Annotated in this window: 21 protein-coding genes; 4 read left to right on the top strand and 17 right to left on the bottom strand. The window is 57.7% G+C overall.

Annotated features, from left to right (window positions below):
* Positions 1 to 54: 54 nt before the first annotated feature.
* Both BM395_RS02055 and BM395_RS02060 read right to left on the bottom strand, forming a co-directional pair.
* Positions 55 to 1,476, bottom strand: a complete 1,422-nt coding sequence (locus tag BM395_RS02055) for a NarK family nitrate/nitrite MFS transporter (protein ID WP_069899253.1) — start codon at positions 1,474 to 1,476, stop codon at positions 55 to 57.
* Positions 1,477 to 1,500: 24 nt separating this feature from the next.
* Complete coding sequence (locus BM395_RS02060; protein ID WP_090508703.1) at positions 1,501 to 2,763, bottom strand: MFS transporter; 1,263 nt, start codon at positions 2,761 to 2,763, stop codon at positions 1,501 to 1,503.
* A gap of 226 nt (positions 2,764 to 2,989) precedes the next feature.
* Here BM395_RS02060 and BM395_RS02065 point away from each other — a divergent pair, with 226 nt between their 5' ends.
* Both BM395_RS02065 and narL read left to right on the top strand, forming a co-directional pair.
* Positions 2,990 to 4,789 (top strand): HAMP domain-containing protein, encoded by a 1,800-nt coding sequence (locus tag BM395_RS02065; RefSeq protein WP_090508704.1) that lies wholly within the window; start codon positions 2,990 to 2,992, stop codon positions 4,787 to 4,789.
* Complete coding sequence (narL, locus tag BM395_RS02070; RefSeq protein ID WP_090508705.1) at positions 4,786 to 5,421, top strand: two-component system response regulator NarL; 636 nt, start codon at positions 4,786 to 4,788, stop codon at positions 5,419 to 5,421. Before BM395_RS02065 ends, narL begins: the two co-directional genes overlap by 4 nt.
* A gap of 6 nt (positions 5,422 to 5,427) precedes the next feature.
* Here the strand turns inward: narL and BM395_RS02075 are convergent, their stop codons facing one another.
* Both BM395_RS02075 and BM395_RS02080 read right to left on the bottom strand, forming a co-directional pair.
* Positions 5,428 to 5,865, bottom strand: a complete 438-nt coding sequence (locus tag BM395_RS02075) for a CopD family copper resistance protein (RefSeq protein WP_090508706.1) — start codon at positions 5,863 to 5,865, stop codon at positions 5,428 to 5,430.
* A gap of 9 nt (positions 5,866 to 5,874) precedes the next feature.
* On the bottom strand, positions 5,875 to 7,065 hold the full coding sequence (locus BM395_RS02080) for an NnrS family protein (protein ID WP_090508707.1): 1,191 nt from the start codon (positions 7,063 to 7,065) through the stop codon (positions 5,875 to 5,877).
* A gap of 195 nt (positions 7,066 to 7,260) precedes the next feature.
* Between BM395_RS02080 and BM395_RS02085 the strand changes: the two genes are divergently transcribed.
* Positions 7,261 to 7,815: a cytochrome b gene (locus tag BM395_RS02085; RefSeq protein WP_069899265.1), complete on the top strand. Its 555-nt coding sequence runs from the start codon at positions 7,261 to 7,263 to the stop codon at positions 7,813 to 7,815.
* On the opposite strand, the gene BM395_RS02090 is transcribed toward BM395_RS02085, so the two are convergent.
* The 3 genes from BM395_RS02090 to BM395_RS02100 are packed head-to-tail and all read right to left on the bottom strand — an operon-like array spanning position 7,810 to position 11,167.
* Positions 7,810 to 8,574, bottom strand: a complete 765-nt coding sequence (locus BM395_RS02090) for a response regulator transcription factor (protein WP_069899267.1) — start codon at positions 8,572 to 8,574, stop codon at positions 7,810 to 7,812. The two genes, BM395_RS02085 and BM395_RS02090, sit on opposite strands and share 6 nt — an antisense overlap.
* Positions 8,575 to 8,586: 12 nt before the next feature.
* Entirely contained in the window at positions 8,587 to 9,696 is a 1,110-nt protein-coding gene (locus BM395_RS02095; protein ID WP_069899269.1) for a class II histone deacetylase, read from the bottom strand.
* 10 nt (positions 9,697 to 9,706) lie between these two features.
* The gene (locus tag BM395_RS02100) at positions 9,707 to 11,167 is read right to left on the bottom strand and encodes a Na+/H+ antiporter NhaC family protein (protein WP_244528912.1); all 1,461 of its coding nucleotides are present in this window, start codon (positions 11,165 to 11,167) and stop codon (positions 9,707 to 9,709) included.
* A 284-nt stretch (positions 11,168 to 11,451) separates the two neighbouring features.
* Between BM395_RS02100 and rimO the strand changes: the two genes are divergently transcribed.
* Complete coding sequence (rimO, locus tag BM395_RS02105; protein WP_090508708.1) at positions 11,452 to 12,771, top strand: 30S ribosomal protein S12 methylthiotransferase RimO; 1,320 nt, start codon at positions 11,452 to 11,454, stop codon at positions 12,769 to 12,771.
* A gap of 1,282 nt (positions 12,772 to 14,053) precedes the next feature.
* Here the strand turns inward: rimO and BM395_RS02115 are convergent.
* The 10 genes from BM395_RS02115 to BM395_RS02160 form a co-directional block, all read right to left on the bottom strand.
* Positions 14,054 to 15,142, bottom strand: coding sequence for a PLP-dependent cysteine synthase family protein (locus BM395_RS02115; protein ID WP_090508710.1), 1,089 nt, complete (start codon positions 15,140 to 15,142; stop codon positions 14,054 to 14,056).
* A 10-nt stretch (positions 15,143 to 15,152) separates the two neighbouring features.
* On the bottom strand, positions 15,153 to 16,058 hold the full coding sequence (locus BM395_RS02120; RefSeq protein WP_090508711.1) for a DMT family transporter: 906 nt from the start codon (positions 16,056 to 16,058) through the stop codon (positions 15,153 to 15,155).
* A 706-nt stretch (positions 16,059 to 16,764) separates the two neighbouring features.
* Positions 16,765 to 17,097 (bottom strand): Na+/H+ antiporter subunit G, encoded by a 333-nt coding sequence (locus tag BM395_RS02125; RefSeq protein WP_090508712.1) that lies wholly within the window; start codon positions 17,095 to 17,097, stop codon positions 16,765 to 16,767.
* Positions 17,098 to 17,109: 12 nt separating this feature from the next.
* Entirely contained in the window at positions 17,110 to 17,379 is a 270-nt protein-coding gene (locus tag BM395_RS02130; RefSeq protein WP_069899281.1) for a K+/H+ antiporter subunit F, read from the bottom strand.
* A complete protein-coding gene (locus BM395_RS02135; protein ID WP_069899283.1) occupies positions 17,364 to 17,867 on the bottom strand; it encodes a Na+/H+ antiporter subunit E in 504 nt (167 codons plus the stop codon). Before BM395_RS02135 ends, BM395_RS02130 begins: the two co-directional genes overlap by 16 nt.
* A complete protein-coding gene (locus BM395_RS02140; protein ID WP_090508713.1) occupies positions 17,864 to 19,369 on the bottom strand; it encodes a monovalent cation/H+ antiporter subunit D in 1,506 nt (501 codons plus the stop codon). Before BM395_RS02140 ends, BM395_RS02135 begins: the two co-directional genes overlap by 4 nt.
* On the bottom strand, positions 19,366 to 19,695 hold the full coding sequence (locus BM395_RS02145) for a Na+/H+ antiporter subunit C (RefSeq protein WP_090508714.1): 330 nt from the start codon (positions 19,693 to 19,695) through the stop codon (positions 19,366 to 19,368). The genes BM395_RS02140 and BM395_RS02145 overlap by 4 nt, the downstream gene beginning before the upstream one ends.
* On the bottom strand, positions 19,695 to 22,487 hold the full coding sequence (locus BM395_RS02150; protein WP_069899286.1) for a monovalent cation/H+ antiporter subunit A: 2,793 nt from the start codon (positions 22,485 to 22,487) through the stop codon (positions 19,695 to 19,697). Before BM395_RS02150 ends, BM395_RS02145 begins: the two co-directional genes overlap by 1 nt.
* A gap of 536 nt (positions 22,488 to 23,023) precedes the next feature.
* Positions 23,024 to 23,488: an outer membrane lipoprotein gene (locus BM395_RS02155; RefSeq protein WP_090508715.1), complete on the bottom strand. Its 465-nt coding sequence runs from the start codon at positions 23,486 to 23,488 to the stop codon at positions 23,024 to 23,026.
* A gap of 89 nt (positions 23,489 to 23,577) precedes the next feature.
* The gene (locus BM395_RS02160) at positions 23,578 to 24,717 is read right to left on the bottom strand and encodes a glycerate kinase (protein ID WP_090508716.1); all 1,140 of its coding nucleotides are present in this window, start codon (positions 24,715 to 24,717) and stop codon (positions 23,578 to 23,580) included.
* Positions 24,718 to 24,739 lie beyond the last annotated feature (22 nt).

Raw genomic sequence — 24,739 nt, forward strand, 5'->3', positions numbered from 1 at the left:
TCTCAGGTTTGGCGCCAGCTCTTACCTAACGCCCGCATGACTAACGGTTAGGTATTAACAAGGCGTCTCTGCGCCTTTGCGTGCGTACCACCACCAAGTCACGCCAATGCAACTCAGGTAGTAAGTAATGAAGATGTACATGGCCACTTCCGGGCCGCCGGCATCCGCCATTGCAGTGGCGAAAGCGATGGGGATGAAGAAGCCGCCGAAGGCACCAATCGCCGAGGTGAAGCCGACCACAGCAGCAGACTCCATACCCGCCTGCTGCTTGGCCTGTGCTTGCGCCTCCTGATCCTTGCCCGCACTCCAGCGTTGATGCAGCGTGCGGAAAATCACCGGAATCATGCGAAAGGTTGAGCCATTGCCAATGCCGGTGGTGATGAACAGCAGCATGAACATGCTCAGAAAGCCGTAGAAACTCCCAGGGTTATCGCCCTGAGGCAGGAAATGCAGGACGCCGAAAATCGAGCCGATCATCACCACGAAATTCCACAGGGTGACGCGGGCGCCGCCAAGGCGATCAGCCACCCAGCCGCCCAAAGGACGCACAGCCGCGCCTACAAACGGCCCGAGGAAGGCGAATTTAAGGGCGTCGACGTCTGGAAATGAGGTTTTGATCAGCATCGGAAATGCTGCGGCAAAGCCGATAAACGAGCCGAATGTGGCGAGGTATAACCAGCACATCAGCCAGTTATCCTTACGCTTGAAAATCACCGCCTGTTCGCTGAATGACGCCTTGGCGCTGGTCAGGTCGTTCATGCCGAACCACGCGGCAATCGCCAGCAACGCAATCAGCGGCACCCACACATAACCGGCGTTTTGCAGCCACAGTTGAGTGCCATCTTTTAACTCTTGCGGCGCACCGGCAATGCCGCCAAACAAGCTGACGCCGATTACCAGCGGCACGGTGAACTGCATCACCGACACACCCAGGTTACCCAAACCGGCGTTCAACCCCAGCGCGGTGCCCTGCTGCGCTTTAGGGTAAAAGAAGCTGATATTGGACATCGACGAGGCGAAGTTGCCGCCACCAAAACCACACAGCAGCGCGATCAGCACAAACACACTGTAAGGCGTATCCGGGTTCTGTACCGCAATGCCCATCCAGATGGCCGGAAGCAACAGCGAGGCGGTGCTGATGGCGGTCCAGCGACGCCCACCAAACACCGGCACCATAAACGAGTAGAACACCCGCAAGGTGGCACCCGAAAGCGCTGGCAGAGCCGTCAGCCAGAACAGCTGGTCAGTACCAAAGTTGAAACCGATGGCGTTGAGCCGCACGATCACCGTGCTCCAGACCATCCAGACGGCAAACGCCAGCAATAGCGCGGGAATCGAGATCCACAGATTACGCGTGGCCACACGCTTACCAATGCGCTCCCAAAACTCTGGGTCTTCTGGACGCCAGTCATCAATCACAGGCCCCACTTTGCTCGGCGCGGGCTTCGGTGTTGGGGTGTTATTGGGTGTACTCATTGCGAGTCTCCTGAACCTTGACTATCAAATCCGTTGATTGGCTGCGTCGCTTTGATCGCGCCCCATGACAGGTGCCCGGCGCACTTCGCTCAGATACATCCAGATCAACGAGACCCAGACCACGCCGTACATGAGCATGAAGCACGAGGAGCGCACGCCGGTGAGGTCAACCAGCGCGCCAAACATGATTGGCAAAATGAAACCGCCCAGACCGCCGGCTAAACCGACGATTCCGCTGACAGCGCCCATCTCTTTGGGGTAGTCGTTGGCGATGTACTTGAAGACCGACGCCTTGCCGAAGGCGAAGGCAATACCGAGGACAAACATCAGCAGCGTGAACAGCCACGCGCTGAGGCCGATGTGAAAACTGACAGTGCCATCGACGGTCGCAACGGTGAGGTCGGTTGGCGGATACGAGAGCACAAACAGGCACACCCAACTAACCCACAACACCCACCAGGTAACGCTGTGCGCGCCCCACTTATCCGACATCCAGCCGCCAGCTGCGCGCAGGATTCCGCCCGGCAGCGAGAAACAAGCAGCGAACAAGGCCGCCCGTTGCAGGCTGAAGCCGTATTCGTTGACATAAAACTCGGTCATCCATAAGGCCAGCGCCACATAGCCGCCGAAAACGATCGAGTAATACTGGCAGTAGCGCCACACACGCGGGTCTTTCAGGGTGCGCAGCTGCTCGCGTAGCGGCACGCTGGCTGGCGCGTGATGGGCCTTGTTGTCATAGCTGAGAAACCAGAACAGCAAGGCGGTGATGAACATGATGGCCGAATAGACTTTCGGCACCATTTGCCAGCTGGCAGCGGCAATGATCGCCGGGGCTAAAAACTTGGTCAGGGCTGCGCCCGCATTACCGGCGCCGAAAATACCCATGGCGAAACCTTGCCGGGACGGTTCGAACCATTTGGCGACATAGGCGATACCCACGGAAAACGAACCGCCAGCGAGGCCCACAAACAAACCCAAGAGCAAAAACTGCCAATACTCAGTGGCGTGACCGACCATATAAATGGGCAAAACACACACCAGCATCAGCACAAAGAACACCACCCGACCGCCAAAACGATCAGCCAGTAAACCAAGGGGTAAACGCGACAAGGAGCCAGTCAGCACGGGGGTAGAAGCCAGCAAACCGAACTGGGTTTCGCTCAGGTGGAGCATTTCTTTGACGGGCACACCCAACACCGCGAACATCATCCACACCATGAAACACATGGTGAACGCGAAGGTGCTCATTCCGAGAACTAGGTTTTGCTGGGTCTTGAAGCTTGGCATCGGCTTATCTGCATAAGTGACAATGCCTGCAGACTAAATAACGCAGTGGCTATATTGATGATCCATATCAATAGGCCATCTTCTGAAAAAGGCCACGGTATTGGCATGTACTTCTAAAGAGGTAGTCCAAATAATTTAAAAATATGAGCTAATTCATAAGGTTAAATACATACAACAGCACTTGCGGGCTGTTTCCCCCGCCACCGACTATTAAGAGGTAGGCCGCATGGCCCCTTGGTTCAGAAGCTCTTTACCAGCCAAAGCGGGCCTGGCTGTAGTGATTATTTCGGCGCTTGCGCTGTGCAGCGCCTTGAGTGCGGTGGTGATTGCCAATAACAGTGAAAACGACGCCGCGGCGATTAACGTTGCAGGCTCCTTGCGCATGGCCACGTATCGCCTCAACTGGCAGATAGAGGCGCAGGCGCCCGATAGCGCCTTAAGTGAACTGGCTGCCGATATGCAGCAGCGCCTTGAAAGCCCAGAACTGCTGCGCGTGGTTGGCGGGCAGCAGCACTCGGCTATCAGCACCGCCTATCAGGCGATTCACAGGCAATGGCAAAGCGTCATGCTGCCGGCGGTGCAACAGGGCGACGGCGCAACATTCATGCAAGAGTCCCGGGTATTCGTTGAGGCGCTTGAACAGTTCGTATCGCAACTGCAGCAGCAAAGTGAAAACCGGCAAAACTGGCAGCAAGGGATTCAGGGCACAGCGCTGATCATTACCGTATTAATCTTGATGGTCGGCTTGTACCAACTGCAAAGCCTGGTGATTCATCCACTCAAGCAACTTGTAGACACGGCCAGGCGTTTCAGTGCGGGCGACTTGGACGCCCGCATTGCCTATCGTTCAGACGATGAGTTGGGCCAGATGGCGCGAAGTTTCAACGCCATGGCCGAAGCGATCAAACAATCCCACTTAACCCTTGAAAGCCGCATCAGCGAGAAAACCCGCGACCTTGAGCAGAGCAACTCCGCGCTGCAAATGCTCTATCAAAGCAGCCGCAGTATTGCCAGCTCGCCGGCCAGCGCCGAGCAACTCGACAACTTGGTGAATGGTTTTCAGCAACGCCTGCCGCACCTGCACCTGACCCTGTGCCTGAATGGCAGCTCCGGCGCGGGACGTTCGCAACTCATCGTGCTGCATGGTGATCGTCAGCGCGAAATCTGCCTCGACAACAGCTGCGCCAATTGCGAGCGCCATCAACACCCCTCGGTCAAAACCTTTGCCATCACCTCGCAAGGAAACAGCCTGGGCGAATTGCGCGCCATATTCAGCGACGGGCACCCGTTACGCGACTGGGAAAGTGAGTTGATCGGCGCTTTGGCTAACCTCATCGGCACGTCACTGTCACTTGAGCAACAGCGCGAGCAAGAGAACCGTTTACTGCTGCTGGCTGAGCGCACCACCATTGCCCGGGAACTGCATGATTCGCTGGCGCAGGCGCTTTCTTATATGAAGCTACAGGTCAGCCGAATGAGTACGCTGATTCGCCGTGGAGAGCCGACCGAGCAATTGGCTGAGGTCAACGATGAGCTACGCGATGGCCTGAATAGTGCCTACCGGCAGCTGCGCGAACTGCTCACCACCTTCCGCTTGCAAATCCAGGGTGGATTGCAGGATGCCTTGCAGCAAACTGTCGATGAGTTTGCCCAGCGCGGCAGCATGCAGGTGATTCTCGATCAACAGAACCTGAGTTTCAGCCTCTGCGCCAGTGAGCAGATTCACCTGCTGCAGATCGTTCGCGAAGCGCTTTCAAACTGCGCACGCCATGCAGCTGCCGACCATGCATGGGTGACTATCAGTCAGTTGGGCGAGTCTGTCAGGCTGCTGATCGAGGACGATGGTTGTAGCATCAATCACGATTTTGATACACGCCAGCATCATGGCATCAGCATCATGCGTGAGCGCGCCCGCAGCATCGGTGGAACCTTGCAGATCAGCCGCAGGCAACCCACTGGCACACGAATCGAGATGGAGTTCAAAGCGATGTTTTTCAGCGACCTAGCCGACACGAGCCGCACATGAGCCAGAAGCCTTATACCTTGTTACTGGTCGATGACCACCCGATGATGCGCCGCGGTTTGCGCCAACTTATCGAGCTGGAAGATGACCTCAGCGTTATCGGCGAAGCCAGCGATGGTCTTGAGGCGTTAGCGCTCGCCGAGCAGCTCAAACCTGACCTTATTTTGCTTGATAACAACATGCCGAATCTCAACGGCATCGAGACGCTGAAGCAGTTGCGCCTTAACCAATGTCAGGCAAAAGTGCTGATGTTTACTGTGTCCGACGCTCAGGAGGATGTCAGCGATGCGATGCGTTATGAGGCCGACGGTTTCTTGCTCAAGGACATGGAGCCCGAGCAATTGATCGAACAACTGCGGGAGGCCCTCAAAGGCCATCTGGTCATTAGCCCTGCCCTGACCCAGACACTGGCCAGCGCGCTGCGCCCTGCCAATGCTGACGCTACACCAAGCCTGACGGATCGCGAGCAGCAAGTTCTGCGCATGATCGCCAAAGGACTAAGCAATAAAATGCTTGGCAACAAGCTGGGGATTACCGAGGGCACGGTGAAGGTTCATGTAAAGAACCTGTTGCATAAGCTTGGTCTGCGCTCGCGGGTTGAGGCGGCTGTCTGGGCCTTGGAACACCTCAAATAAACGGCCTTACCAGGCAAACATCATGCTCTTGGCCAAGACCACAATGCAGATCATTTGCGTGAGTACGCTCAGGTGAATGATCCGCGAGCGTTTCGGGGTGCTTCGTCCGGTGCGCATCAGCCACACCACCACGATAAAGTGGCCCAGAATACTCAGGGCGAAGAGTATTTTCAGGCTCAGTAAAAAGCTGAAGCTGCTGGCGAACGGATGGGCCAACACCGCCCGATAATTCCACGCCAGTGCAAGCCCTGCGCCGTACAAAGCCAACACCACCCAATGCATCACCTTTCGCGCCCGGGCGCCCAGCGCCGTGCTCAACTGCGCACGCGCCTCAGCCGGTAATTGACTGCTGGCGTGGCTAAGAATCATCACCTCAAAAAACACCCCGCCAATAAAAAAAGCGGCAGCGCACAAATGAATAATCTTGATCAGTAAATAACTCACGGCGACTCCTTAGCCCGGATGGCCGTCAGCGCGCCCTTTGCACAACATCGGGCCGTAACACCAGACGTACTGAGCAAAGGCCAGCGACCAAAACAGTGCGCCAACACTAAGCGCCGGCATGTACCAACCGCCAACCCCAAACACCCGCGCAACGGCGCCAAGGTTGAGGCATACAAATGCCAGCCAGAAGCCCTTCGGCAGCACCAACGGGCGCCCTGTATGGCCCAGCGAAACACGCGACAACATGGCCAAGATCAAGCCGCCGATGCAGCCGACCGTCAATGCATGCAACGCAGGGCTTGGGCTAGACAATACGTTGAAATGCCACAGGGCCATTCCCGCGCAGGCCACAATCAGCCAGCCATAAGCGAGATGCAGAGACCACAGCAAAGCGACCTTGAACACACCCACATCGAACCAACGCACCAGCCGGATTAAATGCGCCAGCGCCAACAGCAAGAACAATTGGCCAATCCAGCCGTGCGGCTGCAGGCCAACTCCGCCAGCTTCAAGTAGCGCAATCAGCAGCATGCCAATCAGCAAACACCAATCCAGCCAGGGCCAGGGCGACAATGGCTCTTTCCGGCCGAGGCCCTTTTGGGTGAAGAACGGTATGACCCGCCCGCCGATCAGGGTAATCAATGCAGCCACCAACCAGGCAGCCGCCAGTACGCCACGGCGCTGCAACTCCGGACTCTGCAGGATTACACCGCTGAGGTTGAGCGCTTCAGCCAGCATGAGTAATGAAAGAATCAGCACTATCGGATAATTGCGCACCTGGCGAACCGCCCATAACAGGCGAGCCATATTCACCGTGACCAGCAGCAAAAACAGCAGGTTCAGTACCAGCAACAACGGAGCTGGCATCGCTAGAAACCAGCTTAAGCGCGCCAGCAGCCAGACCATGATCAGCAATAAAAGCGGCTTGCCACTCAGGCTCGGCTGGCCGGTCCAGGTTTGCACGGCCGTGAGCAGAAAACCGGCGATGATGGCACTGGTAAAACCAAACAGCATTTCGTGTTGATGCCACGCAAGCCAGCCCCCCACAGGCTGCCAATGCAAAAAAGTGCCTTTGAATGCAGCGATCCACAGCGGCACCGCAATGACCGCAAACACACTGCCCAGCAGGAAGAAACCACGAAACGCCAGGCGCAGTAGCGGCGCAATTGCCAGTGCTCTACGCTTATCCAGAATCTGCATGATTGTTCTTGCTCCTTAGAAGCGTCGCAGCCTTTAGTCATCGTCTACTGTGCGACAAGCGCGCAAGCCGAGTCGTGATATGGATCATAGCCGCTCAAGTAAAACCAATTACTATTTGAGTGGATGGCCATTTCAGCAATCCTTAAGCTTGAGCCATTATCATAAGGACTTCATTAACCTGTTTGAGTCGAGATCATGACCTGGAAAAACACTGAAAATCGCTACGGAAGCCTCTCGATAAGTTTGCACTGGCTAATGCTGGTACTGATTGCGGCGGTGTATGCGTGCATTGAGCTGAAGGGTAACTTCCCCAAAGGCAGCGAGACGCGTGACCTGCTCAAAGAGTGGCACTTCATGCTTGGGCTTTCAGTGTTTGCCTTGGTCTGGCTGCGTATCCTGGCGCGAATTATTGCACCGACACCGAAAATTCAACCGGCGATTCCACAGTGGCAAGCCATACCGGCAAAGCTTATGCATCTGGCGTTGTATGCACTGATGCTCGGTGCGCCGTTTGCGGGCTGGTTGATCTTGAGTGCCGCAGGCAAACCCATCCCGTTTTTCGGCATGGAACTGCCGCCATTGGTGGGTAAAAATCCGGACCTCGCCAAAGAGATCAAATACTGGCATGAGTTGGCCGGCACCACCGGCTATTGGCTGATTGGCCTGCACGCGCTCGCCGGCCTGTTCCACCACTATGTCAGCCGCGACAACACCCTGACACGCATGCTGCCAGAGCGCAAAAGCTCATAAAGGCGCAAAGCCGCGACTCTTAAGAAAGCGCCCGAACAACTCGGCCTGGGAAGCCACGCCGAGTTTGCGGTACAGATGCCGCCGGTGAATCTTCACCGTCTCCGGGCTGATATTCAGCTGCCGCGCAATCGCCTTCCCGGCAAAGCCGCGCAAGATCAGTTGCGCCACCTGCTGCTCACGCGGACTCAACGCCTCCTGCCCCTCCAGCTCCCCTAGCAACTCAGGCACACTTTCCGATACATCGGCCAACACCAGATTGCCCGCTGCCTCCTTGATGAATGCGCCGAGCAACGGTTGCACGTGGCTTAGCTGCTGTTTCAGGCCACGCGGGCTGCGACAACCGTAAAAGCCCAGCGATAACACCAGCACCACCGATTCCATGCTGTAGCACAGCATCAGCTCGTCTTGCAGGGCGATGCTCGCGTAATAGTGGCGGTAGTAATCGGAATGGCGAAAGCCTTCCGGCATCAACTGATCCAGCGTAACCAGACCGTCTTGCGGAAAACGAATGGCGTGGTGATAGAGCGGGTCCAGCAAATACATGCCGTCGATATAAGGGTCGATGACCGCCTTGCGGTTCTCTTCACCCAGATTATCCACCAGGCAGATGGGTGCCCGATCAGGGCGGAACAAGAACAGCGCAAAGCTGCAGTTGGCAAAAGCCTCTGCCATCACGCTTGGCAGCACCTCAAAGACACGCCCCTGGCGCACGGCGGCAACCAGAGGCGTGAATGGGCTTAGGTCAGATGAATTAGTCATCTGCTAAGCATGTCAGCCAGCCGAGATATCGTCCAGATGACCTTGCAAGGATTCAATCAATGCCAGCTGATGCGGTTGCACATTTTGCCCACCCCAGCGACTGACGTCTTCGGCGGCCGGGTCGACGACTGCTGTTTTGATTCCGGACAACGTCTCCAGAACCGCCTGCGCGCAAAACGGTACATAGCCTTCCGAATAACCACCTTCGTGAGTCATGACCAGACGACCCGCACATAGACGCTCGGCGGCCTCGATCAACTGACCGGTCATCCACGCGTAATCAAGGCTGGTCAGCAACATGGTGCCCAGTGGATCGAATGCAGCGGCATCGAAGCCACACGCCACCACGATCATGTCCGGCTGGAAACGCTCCAGCGCCGGCAACACCAGCTTCTCGAATGCGGCGCGGTATGCCCCGCCACCACAGCCAGGCGGCAATGGAATATTCAGGTTATAGCCAAAGCCATCACCCTCGCCGCGATCACAGGCATCACCACTGTCCACCGGATAGTTGTGCTCGTGATGCAGGGAAATCGTCAGCACCTCGGCGTTGTCGTAAAACGCCTGCTCGGTGCCGTTGCCGTGGTGCACATCCCAATCGACAACCGCTACCCGCTTGACCAGACCTTCCGCACGCACGGTTTCGATTGCCACCGGAATATTGCCGAGCAAGCAGAAACCACGGCCACGATCACGTTCGGCGTGATGGCTTGGCGGACGAGTCAGGGCGTAAGCGTTATCCGCCTCGCCTTTCAAGACATGGCGCATGGCATCAATCGCCAGCCCAGCAGAGTGGCTGGCAATCTCAAAGGCATCCTGACGGAACGGCGCGCAATCGCCGGCATCGCCGAAGTTCTTCTTGCTCTCGGCTTGCAGCCAGTCGAGATAGCGCTGAGTGTGAAAGCGCGCCAGATCTTCCATCCGTGCCGGAGTGCTGCGCGGTTGCTGCAACTGCTCAAGCAAACCACTGACTTCGAGCAGGTTGCGAATCCGCCGCTTGGTTTCAGGATGCTCGGCTGCTGCCAATGGCTGGATAAAACCACCCGGCTTGTCGAACGGACCGCAAGGGCCCGGATCGTGCCAAAAACAGATTTCCTTGCTGAAAAACGCTGTGCGTCGCATAAGCCGCTCCTTAAGCCATCACGATAAATAGAACAGTGCTAAGCCCGGCGGCAATCAGCACATAAGGCAGTTGTGTCAGTGCATGCTGCAGCGCGGTACAGCCGCTGCCCTTGGCCGACAACACCGTAGCATCGCCATAGAAACAGGCGTGGCTGCCAAAGGCGCCTGCCGATACGATCGCGCCAATGGTCAACGGCATGCTGGCATCCAGCGCACCGGCCAGCGGCAGAATGATCGGGAACGCAACAGCGAACGTGCCCCAGAACGAGCCGGTGGTGAACGTGATCAGGCTCAGAGTGAGGAACGCTACGGCGGGCAGCCAGTTACCCGTCATCAGCGGCTCCAGCCCCTGAATAACGAAGTCTGTCAGGCCCAGTTGCTCATTGATGTCCTGCAACACGAACGAAGACACCACGATGCCGAGCGGCATCAACATGCTCTGAAAACCCTTTTGCACCGCGTCGAACAGCTGCTCATGGGTGGCAAGGCGCTGCGCTGCGTAAAGCATAATAGTCAGCAGCAATGCGCATACCGTGCCCTTGAGCGCATCGACATCGAAAAACAGGGTGAAGCCAATCAACGAGGCCAGAGGTAGGAAGAAGTTGATCAGACGCGGCGTGGCCTGCGAGGCGGGAATATCAAGATCGGAATCTTCAATAACCGCTTTGCCTTCAGCAGTCAGGCGCTCAGCGGTACGCATCGGACCCAACGCCGGAATCAGGCCGATGGCAACCAGTGGCACCATCAACAAGGCAATCCAGGCGTAGAACATGTAAGGCACCGCCTCCATGTACAAGGCCAGCCCCTGCCCTTTTTCCGCAACACCGTTGCCTTCAAGCAGGCCGGCACTGTAGATCGCCCACGTTGAGAGGGGCACCAATACACACATCGGAGCGGCAGTTGAGTCGACCACATAAGCCAGCATGGGCCGGGAGATCTTGAAGCGGTCGCACAGCTTGCGCATCGAGGCGCTTACGGCCAAGGCGTTGAGGTAGTCGTCAATGAAGATCACCAAACCCAGGCCCCAGGCACTGAGCAAGGTCATGCGACGACCTTTGACGCGATCACCCAGCCAATTGCTGAATGCTTGCGTGGCGCCCGACAAACCCAGCAGCGCGATCAGGCTGCCGAGAAATCCGCAGACCAGAATGATCCAGCCAATGGTCGGATTACCCATGACCTTGAGGCCAGTGTCGGCAAACTGCACCATAAAGTCCGTGCCGCCGAGCATCAGATACCCGAACAGGCAGCCACCGACCAACGCCTCTAGTGTGCGGCGCATGGTCAACGCCAGCACCAGCACCATAAAGGTTGGCAGCAAGCTCAGCCAGCCGGCATGCGCCGCCTCACCTTTGTCGAGCGGGCCAAGCCACAGCGTTATAAGTACGGTAACGATGAGCAACGCCCAGCCGAGATATCCGCGTGAGGGAAGTTCTGGCGTTTGTACGCCACTGTCTGCCAATCCTGCCATGAGGGATGACCTCTGATTTATGGTTATTTGGAGGTTTTAGCGAGACTAGGGCGATTTGCCAGCAAGACCAATAACCCCAGGGGGTTATGCGCAATACCGCAAAAATGTGTCAGTTAAGCGAGCAACAGCCAATTTAGCGCCTGAATACCCGCCCTGAAGCGCTTGCATCAGCAAAAAACTCGACACATAGCCCTTCTCTTACGCGCGCTTCGCCGCTAAAATTGCGCACTTTTTGATCAACGGACGCTCTCTGTGTCCGCCGCTCGTAGCCAGAGGTTCGCCGCATGTCCACCACCGCTCCTAAAGTCGGATTCGTTTCACTGGGTTGCCCAAAGGCACTGGTGGACTCCGAACGTATCCTGACCCAGTTGCGCATGGAAGGTTACGAAGTCGTGCCGACTTACGAAGACGCCGACGTCGTGGTGGTAAACACCTGCGGCTTCATCGACAGCGCCAAGGCCGAATCGCTTGAAGTGATCGGCGAAGCCATTGCCGAAAACGGCAAAGTAATCGTCACCGGCTGCATGGGCGTCGAAGAAGGCTCGATCCGTGACGTGCACCCAAGCGTGCTGTCTGTCACTGGCCCGCAGCAGTACGAGCAAGTGGTTAATGCCGTGCATGAAGTCGTACCACCGCGCCAGGATCACAATCCGTTAATCGACCTGGTGCCGCCACAGGGCATCAAGCTGACGCCGCGCCATTACGCCTACCTGAAAATATCCGAAGGCTGTAACCACACGTGCAGCTTCTGCATCATTCCATCCATGCGCGGCAGGCTGGTCAGCCGCCCGGTGGGTGACGTACTGAGCGAGGCCGAGCGCTTGGTTAAAGCCGGCGTTAAAGAGCTGCTGGTAATCTCGCAAGACACCAGTGCCTACGGCGTTGACGTGAAGTACAAGACCGACTTCTGGAACGGCCAGCCGGTGAAAACCCGCATGACCGAGATGTGCGAAGCGCTGTCGAGCATGGGCGTCTGGGTGCGTCTGCATTACGTGTACCCGTACCCGCACGTGGACGAGCTGATTCCGCTGATGGCCGCCGGTAAGATCCTGCCGTACCTGGATATCCCGTTCCAGCACGCCAGCCCGAAAGTGCTCAAAGCCATGAAGCGTCCGGCGTTTGAAGACAAGACCCTGGCGCGCATCAAGAAATGGCGTGAAATCTGCCCTGAGCTGACCATTCGCTCGACCTTCATCGTCGGCTTCCCCGGCGAAACCGAAGAGGACTTCCAGTACCTGCTCGACTGGCTGACCGAAGCTCAGCTGGATCGCGTCGGCTGCTTCCAGTATTCGCCGGTTGAAGGCGCTTCCGCCAACCTGCTCGACAACCACGTACCTGCAGACGTCATGCAGGATCGCTGGGACCGCTTCATGGCGCACCAGCAAGCGATCAGCGCGGCGCGCCTGCAACTGAAAGTCGGCAAGGAAATGGAAGTATTGATCGACGAGGTTGATGATCAGGGCGCCGTAGCTCGCTGCTACGCCGATGCCCCGGAAATCGACGGCAGCGTATTCCTCAACACCACAGACGTGAAACCGGGCGACAAAGTCCGCGTAGTCATCGTCGACGCCGACGAATACGACATGTGGGGCGAGCTGGTCTGAGCTGATAACAGGCCATAGTTAATCAGCGATGGTCTGGTTTTATGCCGGAGGTTGGAATCCGCGATGCGGCTTCCAACATGGTGATTTGACGGGTTCACTCGACGGCCTCGACGCCGGTGAAATCGCCCGACGGATTGCGTTGCTTCGCGCCGCTATCCATCCTCCGTTCGGTCGAGATATGCGCCGAATTTTCGAATGGTGGCCGCCGGAGGTTGGAATCCGCACCGCGGCTTCCGACATGGCGGTCTAACTGATTCACTCGGCTGCATCGGCGCCTGCGTAATCGCTCGACGGATTGCGTTGCTGCTCGGTTTTTAAACGCTGGCGCTAAGCCGGAATGGTTGGTGTTCTTTGGTCACCTTTTCGCCTTTACGGCGAGTGACTTTCTCTTTGTTTGCGCAAAGAGAAGAGTAACCAAAGAGAAAACGCACCCGGCATGCGGGTTTTGCTGCGCAAAACTTCCCTCACTCCGGCGCCGTTCCGTTGGTCGCCATCAAGGGACGTCCCTGTCCCTTGATGGCTCATTTGGCGTCCTTGCCAAATGCCCAACTCCACACCACCTCCACTCAGCCTCCTGACGGGCCAGATGACCGAGTTGTTTGGGAAAAATTCGCTGTGCAGGATTACAAGCAAAGCTGTACCTGCTCACCTGAATTCCTGCAACTCTCGTACGCGATAGCCCAGACACCGCCAACGCCCCTTGCCAGCAGGCCAAATGTAATCGTTGTGCAGTGGGTTGAGCAGCATGGATGCTGCGAGAGTCGCGCTGGGCCAAGGACGGCCCATCGCGGCGTGCCCACGGAGCAACGATGGAATGCGGGAAGCCGAGCGCAGCGAGGCCCAATGGAGGGGCATAGAATTTTGGGTTACTTTTGCTTCGCTTGGCAAAAGTGACTCGCCGTAAGGGCGAAAAAGTGACCAGAGAACGCCCAAAAATCAGGCTTAGCGTCAGCGTTTACGACCGAAAATACACACCCCAATCATACGGAGGATGGATAGCGGCGCGCAGCAACGCAATCCGTCGAGCAATTTCACAGGCGCCGATGCCGCCGAGTGAACCCATCGAATCGCCATGTCGGAAGCCGCGATGCGGATTCCAACCTCCGAAAAAACCCACCATTCGAAATTCTGCGCAAAACCCAATCACACGGAGGATGGATAGCGGCGCGAAGCAACGCAATCCGTCAGGCGATTTCACAGGCGCCGATGCCGCCGAGAGAACCCGTCGAATCGTCATGTCGGAAGCCGCGATGCGGATTCCAACCTCCGGCAGAAAGTAAAATCACAACCCAACTGTCGCAAACGCTGGCAACGGCTCACCGCGCTCTGCGAAAGCAGCTATCTGCTCAATCAACGGCTCCAACTCAAACCCCTGCGCCTTGAGCCACGCGTCGTCGTAATACGTACTGGCATAACGCTCTCCGCCGTCACATAAAATGGCCACGATCGAACCCGACTGACCACTGGCAACCATCCGCTCGGCGACAATTAGCGAGCCGATCAAATTGGTTCCGCTCGAACCACCCACCCGACGCCCAAGGCGCTGCGCCAGATAATGCATGGCCGCCAGCGACCAGGCATCCGGCACTTTACCCATCGCATCGATCACAGAGGGTAAAAAAGAGGCCTCAACGCGCGGCCGGCCAATGCCTTCAATTCGCGAACCACAATCCAGCGTCAGGCTGCTATCTGCGGTGCGATACGCATCAAAGAACACCGAGCGCTCGGCGTCGGCACAAAATACCCGAGTGCAGTGCTGTCGGTAGCGTACATACCGAACCAGCGTTGCAAGCGTACCGCCAGTGCCGGGGCTGGAAACCAACCATGTCGGCTCGGGATGGCGCTCAAACCGTAGCTGTTGGAATATCGACTCGGCGATGTTGTTGTTGGCCCGCCAGTCCGTCGCGCGTTCGGCGTAGGTGAACTGATCCATGAAATGGCCGCCGGTTTCCCGGGCCAGTCGCTCGGACTCGCTGTAGATCTGCATCGGGTCATCGACCAGATGGCATTGGCCGCCATAGAAGCTGATCTGATCGATCTTGGCTTTGGACGTGCTGGCTGGCATGACCGCAATAAACGGCAAGCCCAAGAGCCGTGCGAAATACGCTTCCGATACCGCGGTTGAGCCACTCGACGCCTCGATAACCGGCGCATCCGGCTTGAGCCAGCCGTTACACAGTGCATACAGAAACAGCGAGCGGGCCAGACGATGCTTAAGGCTGCCAGTGGGATGGCTGGACTCGTCCTTGAAGTACAGTTCGATTCCGGGCAACCCCGCCATCGCCAGCGGAATCAAATGGGTATCGGCGCTGCGCTGAAAATCCGCTTCGATAATGCGGATGGCCTCCCGGGCCCACTCTCTGCAATCCATCTTTAGTTCCTCAGTCCAGAACGCCAGCCGGAACCGGCGGTGTACTGCGCCACTGGCTCAGCGCAACACCCGCGAATACCAGCACGGCAGCACACATTTGCGTCACGTTAAGGCTCTCGCCAAGGAGCAGCATGGCAAATATGAGGGTGAACACCGGAATCAGATTGATGAACCCGGACGCCTGACTCGCAGGCAACCGGCTCACCCCAAAGTTGTAGAGGCCATAGGCGCCAACGGTGACAATAATCCCCAGATACAACAGCGCACCGATGCCCTGAGCGGATACTTGCTCGGGAAAAGGAGCCTGTGCCACCGCCAGCGGCAGGAAAAACAGCGCGCCGATGAAAGCCTGCATGGCCGTGAGGATGAATGCCGAATAACGGCCGCTAAGGTGCTTGAGCAGCAAGGTGTAACCCATTGCGCAGACCATCGCCAGAAACTCGTAGAAGTTTCCCAGCAGCGGATTGCTGGCATGCTCATCGGCACTGCCCGCCAAACTCAGCCATACGGCCCCCACTACCGCAACAATGAAGCCTGCCAGCGTGGTGCGCGTAATGCGCTCACGCAGGAAGGCGTAGGCGCCTACAGCAACCAGCAAAGGCAGCAAGGCAGTGATCATGCCGGCTTGCGACGCGCTGGTGTTCTGCAGCGCCAGTGCCTCGAAAATGAAGTACAAGCAGGGTTCGCACGCCGCCAGACCGAGCAGGTATTTCCAGTCGCCTTTACGGTATTCGATGCGTCCACGCCAGCGCCAGGCAAGCAGAAAGATCAAACTACCGAGCAGCATCCGCGCAAAGATGACCCACATTGTCGGAAGCTCGGCAAAAGCCAACTTGAGGGCGATAAACGAGCTGCCCCACAAGGCCATCGCGACCAACAAGCAGAATACTGCCACCCCTCTACCCTGCGCACCCATGTCTGACCCCGGCAAAATACGCCAGTGTAATAGAGCGAATGGAGGCTGCACAGGTACAGTCACGCACAGGAACTGTGCGCAAGAACCAAGAAAAACTAGAGATGAATAAACACCGGAGGATGGATAGCGGCGCGCAGCAACGCAATCCGTCGGGCCATTTCACAGGCGCCGATGCCGCCGAGTGAACCAGTTAAATCGCCATGTCGGAAGCCGCGATGCGGATTCCAACCCCCGGCCACAAGCACACGATGAGGCAGGAATAAAAGACCGGAGGATGGATAGCGGCGCGAAGGAACGCAATCCGTCGGGCCATTTCACAGGCGCAGATGCCGTCGAGTGAATCAGTCAGACCGTCATGTCAGAAGCCGCAAGCGGATTCCAACCTCCAGCGACAAACATTCGATGAGGCAGGAATAAAAGACCGGAGGATGGATAGCGGCTCAGCAACGCAATCCGTCGAGCCATTTCACAGGCGCCGATGCCGCCGAGTGAATCAGTTGGATCGCCATGTCGGAAGCCGCGATGCGGATTCCAACCTCCGGCGCAAACACACAATGAGGCAGAAATAAAAGACCGGAGGATGGATAGCGGCGCGCAGCAACGCAATCCGTCGAGCCATTTCGCAGGCGCCGATGACGCCGAGTGAATGAGTTAGATCGCCATGTCGGAAGCCGCAAGCGGATTCCAACCTCCGGCCCTCAAAGACTCACTGTTCCCAGGGCTTCCCGCGGGTCTGCTCGCTGATGGACAGCTTTTGCTGCATGGCAGCCTTGGCCAGCATGTGTGCGCTGACGGGCGCGGTGATAAACAGAAACAGGGTAATCAGCAGCTCATGCAAACTGATGCCTTGCTCTTGACCGGCAAAGTAGATCATCGAGGCGATGACCATTCCGCCCACGCCAAGGGTTGTGGCTTTTGTCGGGCCGTGCAAGCGCATGAAAAAGTCAGGCAGGCGGTAAAGCCCGATAGCGCCGACCAGGCTAAATACGCTGCCGAGCAACAGAAAGATTGCGACCAAAATTTCCATCCAGGTACTCATACGCACACCTCCCTATTCAATGATGTCGCCGCGCAGCAGGTATTTAGCCACGGCCACGGTGCCGATGAAGCCCATAACGGCAATCAGCAGTGCAGCTTCAAAATAAAGATCGCTGCCCAGCCAAACCCCAAATAACACCAACAAGGCAATCGAATTGATGTAGAGCGTGTCCAACGCGAGAATCCGGTCTGGCAAATCCGGCCCTTTGATCAGCCGCGCCAACGTCAATATCAGGGCGATACCAAGCATCAGCAGGCACAGCGCAATTACGTAGTCGAGCATGTGAACACCTCCAACAGCGGCGCTTCATAGCGACTTTTAATTTCAGCAATCAACTGCTCATCGTCCGCCACATCGAGCGTGTGCACCAACAAGGTTTTACGGTCGTCGCTGAGATCGGCGGAAACAGTGCCAGGCGTCAGCGAGATGATGCTGGCGAGCATGGTCAGCGCCAACTCGTCTTCAAGCAGCATGGGAATCTCGACAAATGCCGGACGCAGTTTCGAGGTCGGCCCCAGAATCAATTTGGCCACTTGCAGGTTGGCGACAACGATGTCGCCGAGCACCAAGAAGAAAAACCGGAACAGGCGGAACGGCCGATAGATCCGCGGCGGGGTAATCCAGAAAACCTGAGTCACCAACGGAATCAACCAGCCCAATATGGCCCCAAGCAGCAAATGGCCGAAGGTCATGTCATTCATCAACAGCATCCATACGCCCATCAAGCACAGGCTGAGGAGTGGATGCGGGAGGAATCGCCGCGCTTTCATGCGCCACCTCCTGGCTGAACCAACTGGTAATAGAGCGACAGGTTGTGCAGTTGAGCAACCGTTGCACGGATGTAATCAAGCAGCGGCGCGGCAACAGCAACCAGTACGGGACTGAGCAGCAACAGACACGCGCAGGCAAACAGGCGACCGTAATCCAGCTCGGCGCTGTCGAGTTGGCTAACCCCAACCCGCCAAAACAGCATACTGCCCGCGCGGCTGAGGGCGATCATGGTCATCAGCCCGCCAATGAGCACCGTCGGCCACAGGAACAACCCCTGCAAATCGGGATCGACCGAGCGCAGCAACAGTATCTTGCCAAGGAAGCCTGAGAACGGCGGCAAGCCGGCGATGCTGATCGCACCGATAAAGAACAGGCTGCCAAGCAGATAAGGATTTTGCAGCTCAGCACCCTGAATCAACTCGGTGGTTTTCACCCCACGCTGACGCGAAATCAAGTCGGCCAACAGGAACAAGCCTGCCGAAATCCAGGTGCTGTGAACCAGGTAATAAAGCGCAGCGGTAAGCGAGTCAGGGGTGCCGAGCGCAATGCCTGCGAGCAAGGTGCCGACCGAGACTACCACCAGATAGGCGATCAACCGGTGCAGATTACGCGCAGCCAGTGCGCCAATTGCGCCGAGGCCGATAGTCAGCAATGCCAATGGCCAGAGCCAGTCCTGCGCCATGTTGGCGAGCGGGCCTGCGTCATCGCCGAAGATCAGCGTATAGACGCGCAAAATCGAATACAGCCCCACTTTGGTCATGACCGCAAACAGCGCGGCAACCGGCGCACTGGCTGCAGCGTACGCACGCGGCAACCAGAAATACAGCGGCAGGAACGCCGCTTTCAAGCCAAACACCACCAGCAACAGCATGCCAGCCGCGCCAAGCAACGGCGCTTCTTGCGGCCCGGCTTCTGCTACACGCAGCGCCATGTCGGCCATGTTCAGGGTGCCGGTAATGCCGTACAGCACGCCCACGGCGATGAGGAAGAACGAGGACCCCACCAGGTTAAGTACGACATAGTGCAGACCCGACTTGACCCGCTCGGCCCCACCGCCGTGCAGCAACAGCGAGTAGGAGGCGATCAGCAGAATCTCGAAGAACACGAACAGGTTGAACAGGTCGCCGGTGAGGAATGCACCGTTGATGCCCATCAACTGAAACTGGAACAACGCATGAAAGTTACGCCCGCGCTCATCATCGCCGCGCATGGCATAAAACATGGCAAAGAAGCTCAGCACCGCCGTGACCACCAGCATCAGCGCGCTAAGCCGATCGAGCATCAGAATGATGCCGAACGGCGCCGGCCAGTTGCCCAGCGAGTAAACGGTCAGGTCGCCGCTGTTGGCTTCGGCCAACAACCAGAAACTCAGCACCACCAGCACACTCACCACGGCAAACGAGATCATTCGCTTAACCGGCATACTCAGACGCGCACCGAACAACAACAGGCTGCCAGCAAACATCGGCAGCAGAATAGGCACAATTACCGCATGATTCATTTGCCAGGCTCCTGGCCGTCTACATGGTCGGATTCCGTTTCACCGACGCTGCGAAGTGCCAGCACCACAACGAACGCGGTCATGGCGAAACCAATCACAATGGCCGTCAGCACCAACGCTTGCGGCAAGGGGTCGGCATAATCGGCGCCTTCGCTGATGACGGTGGTCACGCCTGTTTGCAGGCGCCCCATGGCAAACAGAAACAGGTTCACCGCGTAGGAGATCAGCGTTAAGCCCATGACGACCGGGAATGTGCGGCCGCGCAGGAGCAGGTAAATACCGCTGCTGGTGAGGATGCCCAGTGCACTGGCAAATATGGCTTCCATCAAAGTACCTCTTTTCCAGGCTTGTCCTGAGTCAGCTTGCCCAGGTTAGCGAGTATCAACAGGGTGGCCCCGACTACGGTCAGGTAGACGCCAAGATCAAACAGCATGGCGGTCGCCAACTCCACCTCACCCACCAACGGGATGTGGAAGTGGCCGAACGCCGTGGTCAAAAATGGTTTGCCGAATACCCAACTGCCCAGACCGGTCAGGCCAGCCAGCAATACGCCGGCGCCCGCCATGCGGTGATAGTTGAGCGGCAGGCGCGACTGGGTCCACTGCACGCCGCTGGCGACGTACTGCAAAATCAGTGCAACCGAAGTTACCAGGCCTGCGATGAAGCCGCCGCCCGGCAAATTGTGCCCGCGCAGGAAGATGAATACCGAGATCAGCAGCGCCATCGGCAACAGGACCCGCGACAATGTCGCCAGAATCAGCGGATGCCGATCACGTGCCCAATTGCGGCCATCGGCATCGGCAATCGGCTGGATCAGTTTGAGGCCATCAAGCATGGCGTAGATGCCGACACCGGCAATCGCCAGAACGCTGATTTCGCCCAGCGTATCGAAGCCACGGAAGTCGACCAGAATCACGTTGACCACGTTGCTGCCGCCGCCACCGGACATACTGTTGGCGAGGAAGAAACCAGCGATGCTGTCATACGGCCGCGTGAGTACCGCAAAGGCGAGCATGGCAACGGTTACACCGCCGCCAATGGCCAGCACAAAGTCACGCAGGCCGCGGATACTGCTCGACTCGACGCGGGTCACGGCTGGCAGGAAGAACAGCGCCAGCATCAGCAAGACCACTGTCACGACTTCGACAGAAAGCTGGGTCAGGGCCAGATCGGGCGCCGAATAGCGCGCGAATGCCAAGGCAACCATCAAGCCGACCACACTGAGCATCAGCAACGAAACCAGGCGTTGGCGATGGAAGATCACGGTGACCAGCGCCGCCAGCGCCATGATGCCCAGTCCAAGTGCGGTAATGCCGTCAATCGGGCTGAGCGCAACCGGCCCCTGCAGCGTCGGCAAACTGCCCAGGCCGATCACCAGCACGATCATGCCGCTGGCCAGCAATAGCGAAATGTAGCGTTGCAATGAGCCGTTTTCGAGACCGCCGGTAATGCCCCGGCAAAAGCCGACGAAGCCTCTCATGCAATCTTCAAATACATCCTTGGCATCCATGCTGGGTAAGCCTGCATACCAGCGAAACAGCGGCTGCCGGAAGGTGTACACCAGAATACCGAACAGCAAGGCGACGAAACTCATCATCAAGGGCAGGTTCAAACCATGCCAGATGGCCAGGCTGTATTCCGGTAACTCACCGCCAAGCGAGGCCGAAGCGGCAGCAGCCAGTAACGGCGCCACAGTGTATGCCGGCGCAATGCCCACCAGCAGACACAGGAACACCAGAATCTCGACCGGCACTTTCATATAGCGCGGCGGTTCGTGCGGCGGATATTTGGGCAGGTTGATCGGCTCGCCGTTGAAGAACACGTCGTGAATAAACCGCAGCGAGTAAGCCACCGAGAACACTGCCGCCAAGGTCGCCAGCGCGGGCACCGCCCAATCGAAGCTGCCCAACTTGTGCTGGTTGAGGGTTTGGCTGAAGAACATCTCTTTGCTGAGGAAGCCATTGAGCAACGGCACCCCGGCCATCGCCAGCGCGGCCACCATCGCCAGCATTGCGGTGTGCGGCATGTATTTCCACATGCCGTTAATCCGGCGCATGTCGCGGCTGCCGGTTTCATGGTCGATGATGCCGGCCGCCATGAACAACGACGCCTTGAAGGTCGCGTGGTTGATGATATGGAATATGCCGGCGACCGCGCCAAGGCGCGTATCGAGGCCGAACAGCATGGTAATCAGGCCCAGATGGCTGATGGTCGAATACGCCAGCAATCCCTTCAGGTCATGCTGGAAAAGCGCCATGCATGCGCCCACCAACATGGTGGTGAGGCCGGTAAACGTGACGATGTAGAACCACCAGTCGGTGCCCGCCAGCACCGGATACAGCCGCGCCAGCAGAAATACACCGGCCTTGACCATAGTGGCCGAGTGCAGATACGCCGACACCGGCGTCGGCGCGGCCATGGCATGCGGTAACCAGAAGTGGAACGGGAACTGCGCGGACTTGGTGAACACCCCAAGTAAAATCAGGATCAGCGCCACCGGATACAATTCATGCGCGCGAATCGCGTAGCCGGCAGCCAGCACTTGAGACAACTCGAAACTGCCGGCGATATGCCCAAGCAGGAGCACGCCTGCAAGCAACGCCAGGCCGCCACCACCGGTGATGGTCAACGCCATGCGTGCGCCACGACGGGCATCCGAGCGGTTGTTCCAGTAACTGATGAGCAAGAATGATGAAAGGCTGGTGAGCTCCCAGAACACCATCATTAACAGCAGGTTTTCCGACAGCACCACACCGAGCATGGCGCCCATGAACAGCAGCAGAAAGGCGAAGAAGCGCCCCATCGGCTCTTTTTTCGCCAGGTAATAGCGCGCGTAGAGAATCACCAGCAAGCCAATGCCGAGAATCAGCAAGGCGAACAGGAAGCCAAGGCCGTCAAGGCGCAGGCTGAGATTAAGCCCCAACTCCGGCAGCCACTGAACCTTGGCCCGCAGAATTTCGCCTGAGAACACCCGCGACTGTTCGGAGAGCAACATGACCAGCGCGATCAGCGGCGCGATTGCCGTGGCAACTGCGCATGCAGAACGCCCCAGTCGTTCTGCAAGTAGCGGCAGGATCACCCCAAGAAATGGCAAGGCGATTATCAGCGCGAGCGCCATAGACGAAACCCCTTAAACACACCCGGCACAAAAAATTCGCCGGGCCAATAGACTTCAAAAACTCCACACTGATAGCGTCAGCTAAAAACTGTTGAGCCATCCGTTGCAGTTCGAACAAGACTGTCTGCACTTGACGCACAGAGCTAAACCTTTGCTACAGCACAATAATTTATAGATTATTCGCGGCTATGAGCACCGCGTCATGAATAGAATTATTACTAAAAGCTATTGGCCCACACCTTGGGCCAATTCACACTTGAATATAGGGCCTGCACATTACCAGCCGATATGGTGCGCGGCACTATACCGCGAACAGCCGCTTAAATTTAACTGCTGCGGCATTTACGTCAATTTCTGACCTGCCGGCCACAACCAAACAGCACGCATGAAAAAGCCGGATCACCGAAGCAGCCGCTGAAAAAGCTAACGCGCGCATGAGCAGCTGGGCAAAAGTTGCAGATGGCAACTTCGCCCAGCCAATCTTCTACGACGTACGATCTCAGCGCTTGCTCAAGATTGATCCGGCTTCAGGTTGCTTAATGCGTGACGCGGCTGTTGCCGTTAACGCTCATGATTCGGACGCGTTCGCCGACGCGGAAGATTTCGTTCTCTTCAACTTCCTGCACATAAGCACGCATGCTGCCATCGTCTTCACGCACGGTGATTTCCACACCCTGCGTACGGGTCAAGCCCTCTTCTGCTGCCGCGCCCAAAAGGCCGCCCGCCACTGCACCGATCACCGCAGCCACTGCGCTGCCGGTACCGTGGCCAATGCTGCTGGCTGCAACACCGCCAGCGATAGCACCGGCACCGGAGCCGATTGGTGTCTTGGTGCCCTCAATCTTCACCGGACGTAACGACTCGATCGTGCCCAGCCGAACGGTTTGCACTGCCCGCGCTTCGTCACGCGAATAAGTGTCACCGGTCAGGCTCGAGGCGCAGCCGCCGAGCGTTAAGGCCACGGCAGCGAATGAAGCGATGATAAAACTGGAATTGCGCATAGGTATAACTCCCGTGGGTTTCTACTATTAGAACGCGCCAGCGAGCAAAATGTCACGCAACGCCACATAAACGCCAGTGCGCCTATCGGTTAACGAGCCGACCGGGCCATGCGCCATACACGGGCAACATCGGCTGCCCGGGCAGTTAATTCAGAAGCCGCCTGGGCGCAGGCCTGCTCCAGTGTAATCGGCCCGGGGGCCAGGCTGAATGCAGCGTCGATACCCACCGGGTACATCCGCTGATAACCCTCGCCAAGGCTTCCGGCCAGCGCAATCACCGGCACACCGGCTGCCTGCGCCACGCGTGCAACGCCCACCGGGGTTTTGCCATGCAGGCTCTGCGCATCCAGGCGCCCTTCTCCGGTAATCACCAGATCAGCGCCCTGAACGGCCTCAGCCAAACCCGACAACTCGGCAACCAATTCGATACCCGGCCTGAAGCCTGCCCGCAGGAACGCCTTGGCGGCAAAACCAAGCCCACCGGCCGCCCCTACGCCCGGCACCTGACTGAAGTCTTGGCCCAAGGTTGCCGCCACCACATTTGCCATGGATTGCAATGCCGCGTCCAAGCTGGCGACTTGCTCGGGGCTCGCACCTTTCTGCGGGCCAAACACGGCGGAAGCGCCGCGCGGACCACACAGTGGATTATCCACATCGGCGGCAACGTCGACCTGCACCCCGAGCAAACGCGAATCGAGGCCAGCCATGTCAATCTGATACAACTGGGCGAGCGCTGCGCCACCGGCAGCCAACTCAGCCCCATCGCGATCGAGCAGGCGCATGCCCAACGCTTGCAGCAAACCAGCGCCGCCGTCGTTGGTTGCGCTACCGCCCAAACCAAGAATGATGCGCTTGGCGCCACCGTCCAGTGCTTCGCGAATCAACTCACCGGTGCCGTAACTGCTGGTGACCGTCGCATCACGCTGGCCACTCGGCACCCAATGCAGGCCACTGGCTGCGGCCATTTCAATAACCGCCGTGTTACCAGCAAGCCAACCCCAATGCGCCTGAACCGGCGCGCCGAGCGGGCCGCGAACCTGACACTCGCGGCGCTCGCCGCCTGTGGCTGCCAACAAGGCATCAACCGTACCTTCGCCGCCATCAGCCATTGGCAGCAGGCAAATTTCAGCATCCGGATAAACCGACGCCCAGCCTTTGGCAATCGCCTCGGCCACTTCCAGCGCGCTCAGACTTTCCTTGAATGAGTCCGGTGCAATCACAATCTTCATAAAACCTCTCACGTGCAAATGG

Origin of the sequence: Pseudomonas marincola (genome assembly GCF_900116605.1) — a bacterium.
GTDB lineage: Bacteria > Pseudomonadota > Gammaproteobacteria > Pseudomonadales > Pseudomonadaceae > Aquipseudomonas > Aquipseudomonas marincola.

Bases quoted from the DNA above. Each gene is read 5' to 3' on its own strand.
- BM395_RS02055 (WP_069899253.1), bottom strand. From the start codon at position 1,476: ATGAGTACACCCAATAACACCCCAACACCGAAGCCCGCGCCGAGCAAA.
- BM395_RS02060 (WP_090508703.1), bottom strand. From the start codon at position 2,763: ATGCCAAGCTTCAAGACCCAGCAAAACCTAGTTCTCGGAATGAGCACC.
- BM395_RS02065 (WP_090508704.1), top strand. From the start codon at position 2,990: ATGGCCCCTTGGTTCAGAAGCTCTTTACCAGCCAAAGCGGGCCTGGCT.
- narL (WP_090508705.1), top strand. From the start codon at position 4,786: ATGAGCCAGAAGCCTTATACCTTGTTACTGGTCGATGACCACCCGATG.
- BM395_RS02080 (WP_090508707.1), bottom strand. From the start codon at position 7,065: ATGCAGATTCTGGATAAGCGTAGAGCACTGGCAATTGCGCCGCTACTG.
- BM395_RS02085 (WP_069899265.1), top strand. From the start codon at position 7,261: ATGACCTGGAAAAACACTGAAAATCGCTACGGAAGCCTCTCGATAAGT.
- BM395_RS02090 (WP_069899267.1), bottom strand. From the start codon at position 8,574: ATGACTAATTCATCTGACCTAAGCCCATTCACGCCTCTGGTTGCCGCC.
- BM395_RS02095 (WP_069899269.1), bottom strand. From the start codon at position 9,696: ATGCGACGCACAGCGTTTTTCAGCAAGGAAATCTGTTTTTGGCACGAT.
- BM395_RS02100 (WP_244528912.1), bottom strand. From the start codon at position 11,167: ATGGCAGGATTGGCAGACAGTGGCGTACAAACGCCAGAACTTCCCTCA.
- rimO (WP_090508708.1), top strand. From the start codon at position 11,452: ATGTCCACCACCGCTCCTAAAGTCGGATTCGTTTCACTGGGTTGCCCA.
- BM395_RS02115 (WP_090508710.1), bottom strand. From the start codon at position 15,142: ATGGATTGCAGAGAGTGGGCCCGGGAGGCCATCCGCATTATCGAAGCG.
- BM395_RS02120 (WP_090508711.1), bottom strand. From the start codon at position 16,058: ATGGGTGCGCAGGGTAGAGGGGTGGCAGTATTCTGCTTGTTGGTCGCG.
- BM395_RS02125 (WP_090508712.1), bottom strand. From the start codon at position 17,097: ATGAGTACCTGGATGGAAATTTTGGTCGCAATCTTTCTGTTGCTCGGC.
- BM395_RS02130 (WP_069899281.1), bottom strand. From the start codon at position 17,379: ATGCTCGACTACGTAATTGCGCTGTGCCTGCTGATGCTTGGTATCGCC.
- BM395_RS02135 (WP_069899283.1), bottom strand. From the start codon at position 17,867: ATGAAAGCGCGGCGATTCCTCCCGCATCCACTCCTCAGCCTGTGCTTG.
- BM395_RS02140 (WP_090508713.1), bottom strand. From the start codon at position 19,369: ATGAATCATGCGGTAATTGTGCCTATTCTGCTGCCGATGTTTGCTGGC.
- BM395_RS02145 (WP_090508714.1), bottom strand. From the start codon at position 19,695: ATGGAAGCCATATTTGCCAGTGCACTGGGCATCCTCACCAGCAGCGGT.
- BM395_RS02150 (WP_069899286.1), bottom strand. From the start codon at position 22,487: ATGGCGCTCGCGCTGATAATCGCCTTGCCATTTCTTGGGGTGATCCTG.
- BM395_RS02155 (WP_090508715.1), bottom strand. From the start codon at position 23,488: ATGCGCAATTCCAGTTTTATCATCGCTTCATTCGCTGCCGTGGCCTTA.
- BM395_RS02160 (WP_090508716.1), bottom strand. From the start codon at position 24,717: ATGAAGATTGTGATTGCACCGGACTCATTCAAGGAAAGTCTGAGCGCG.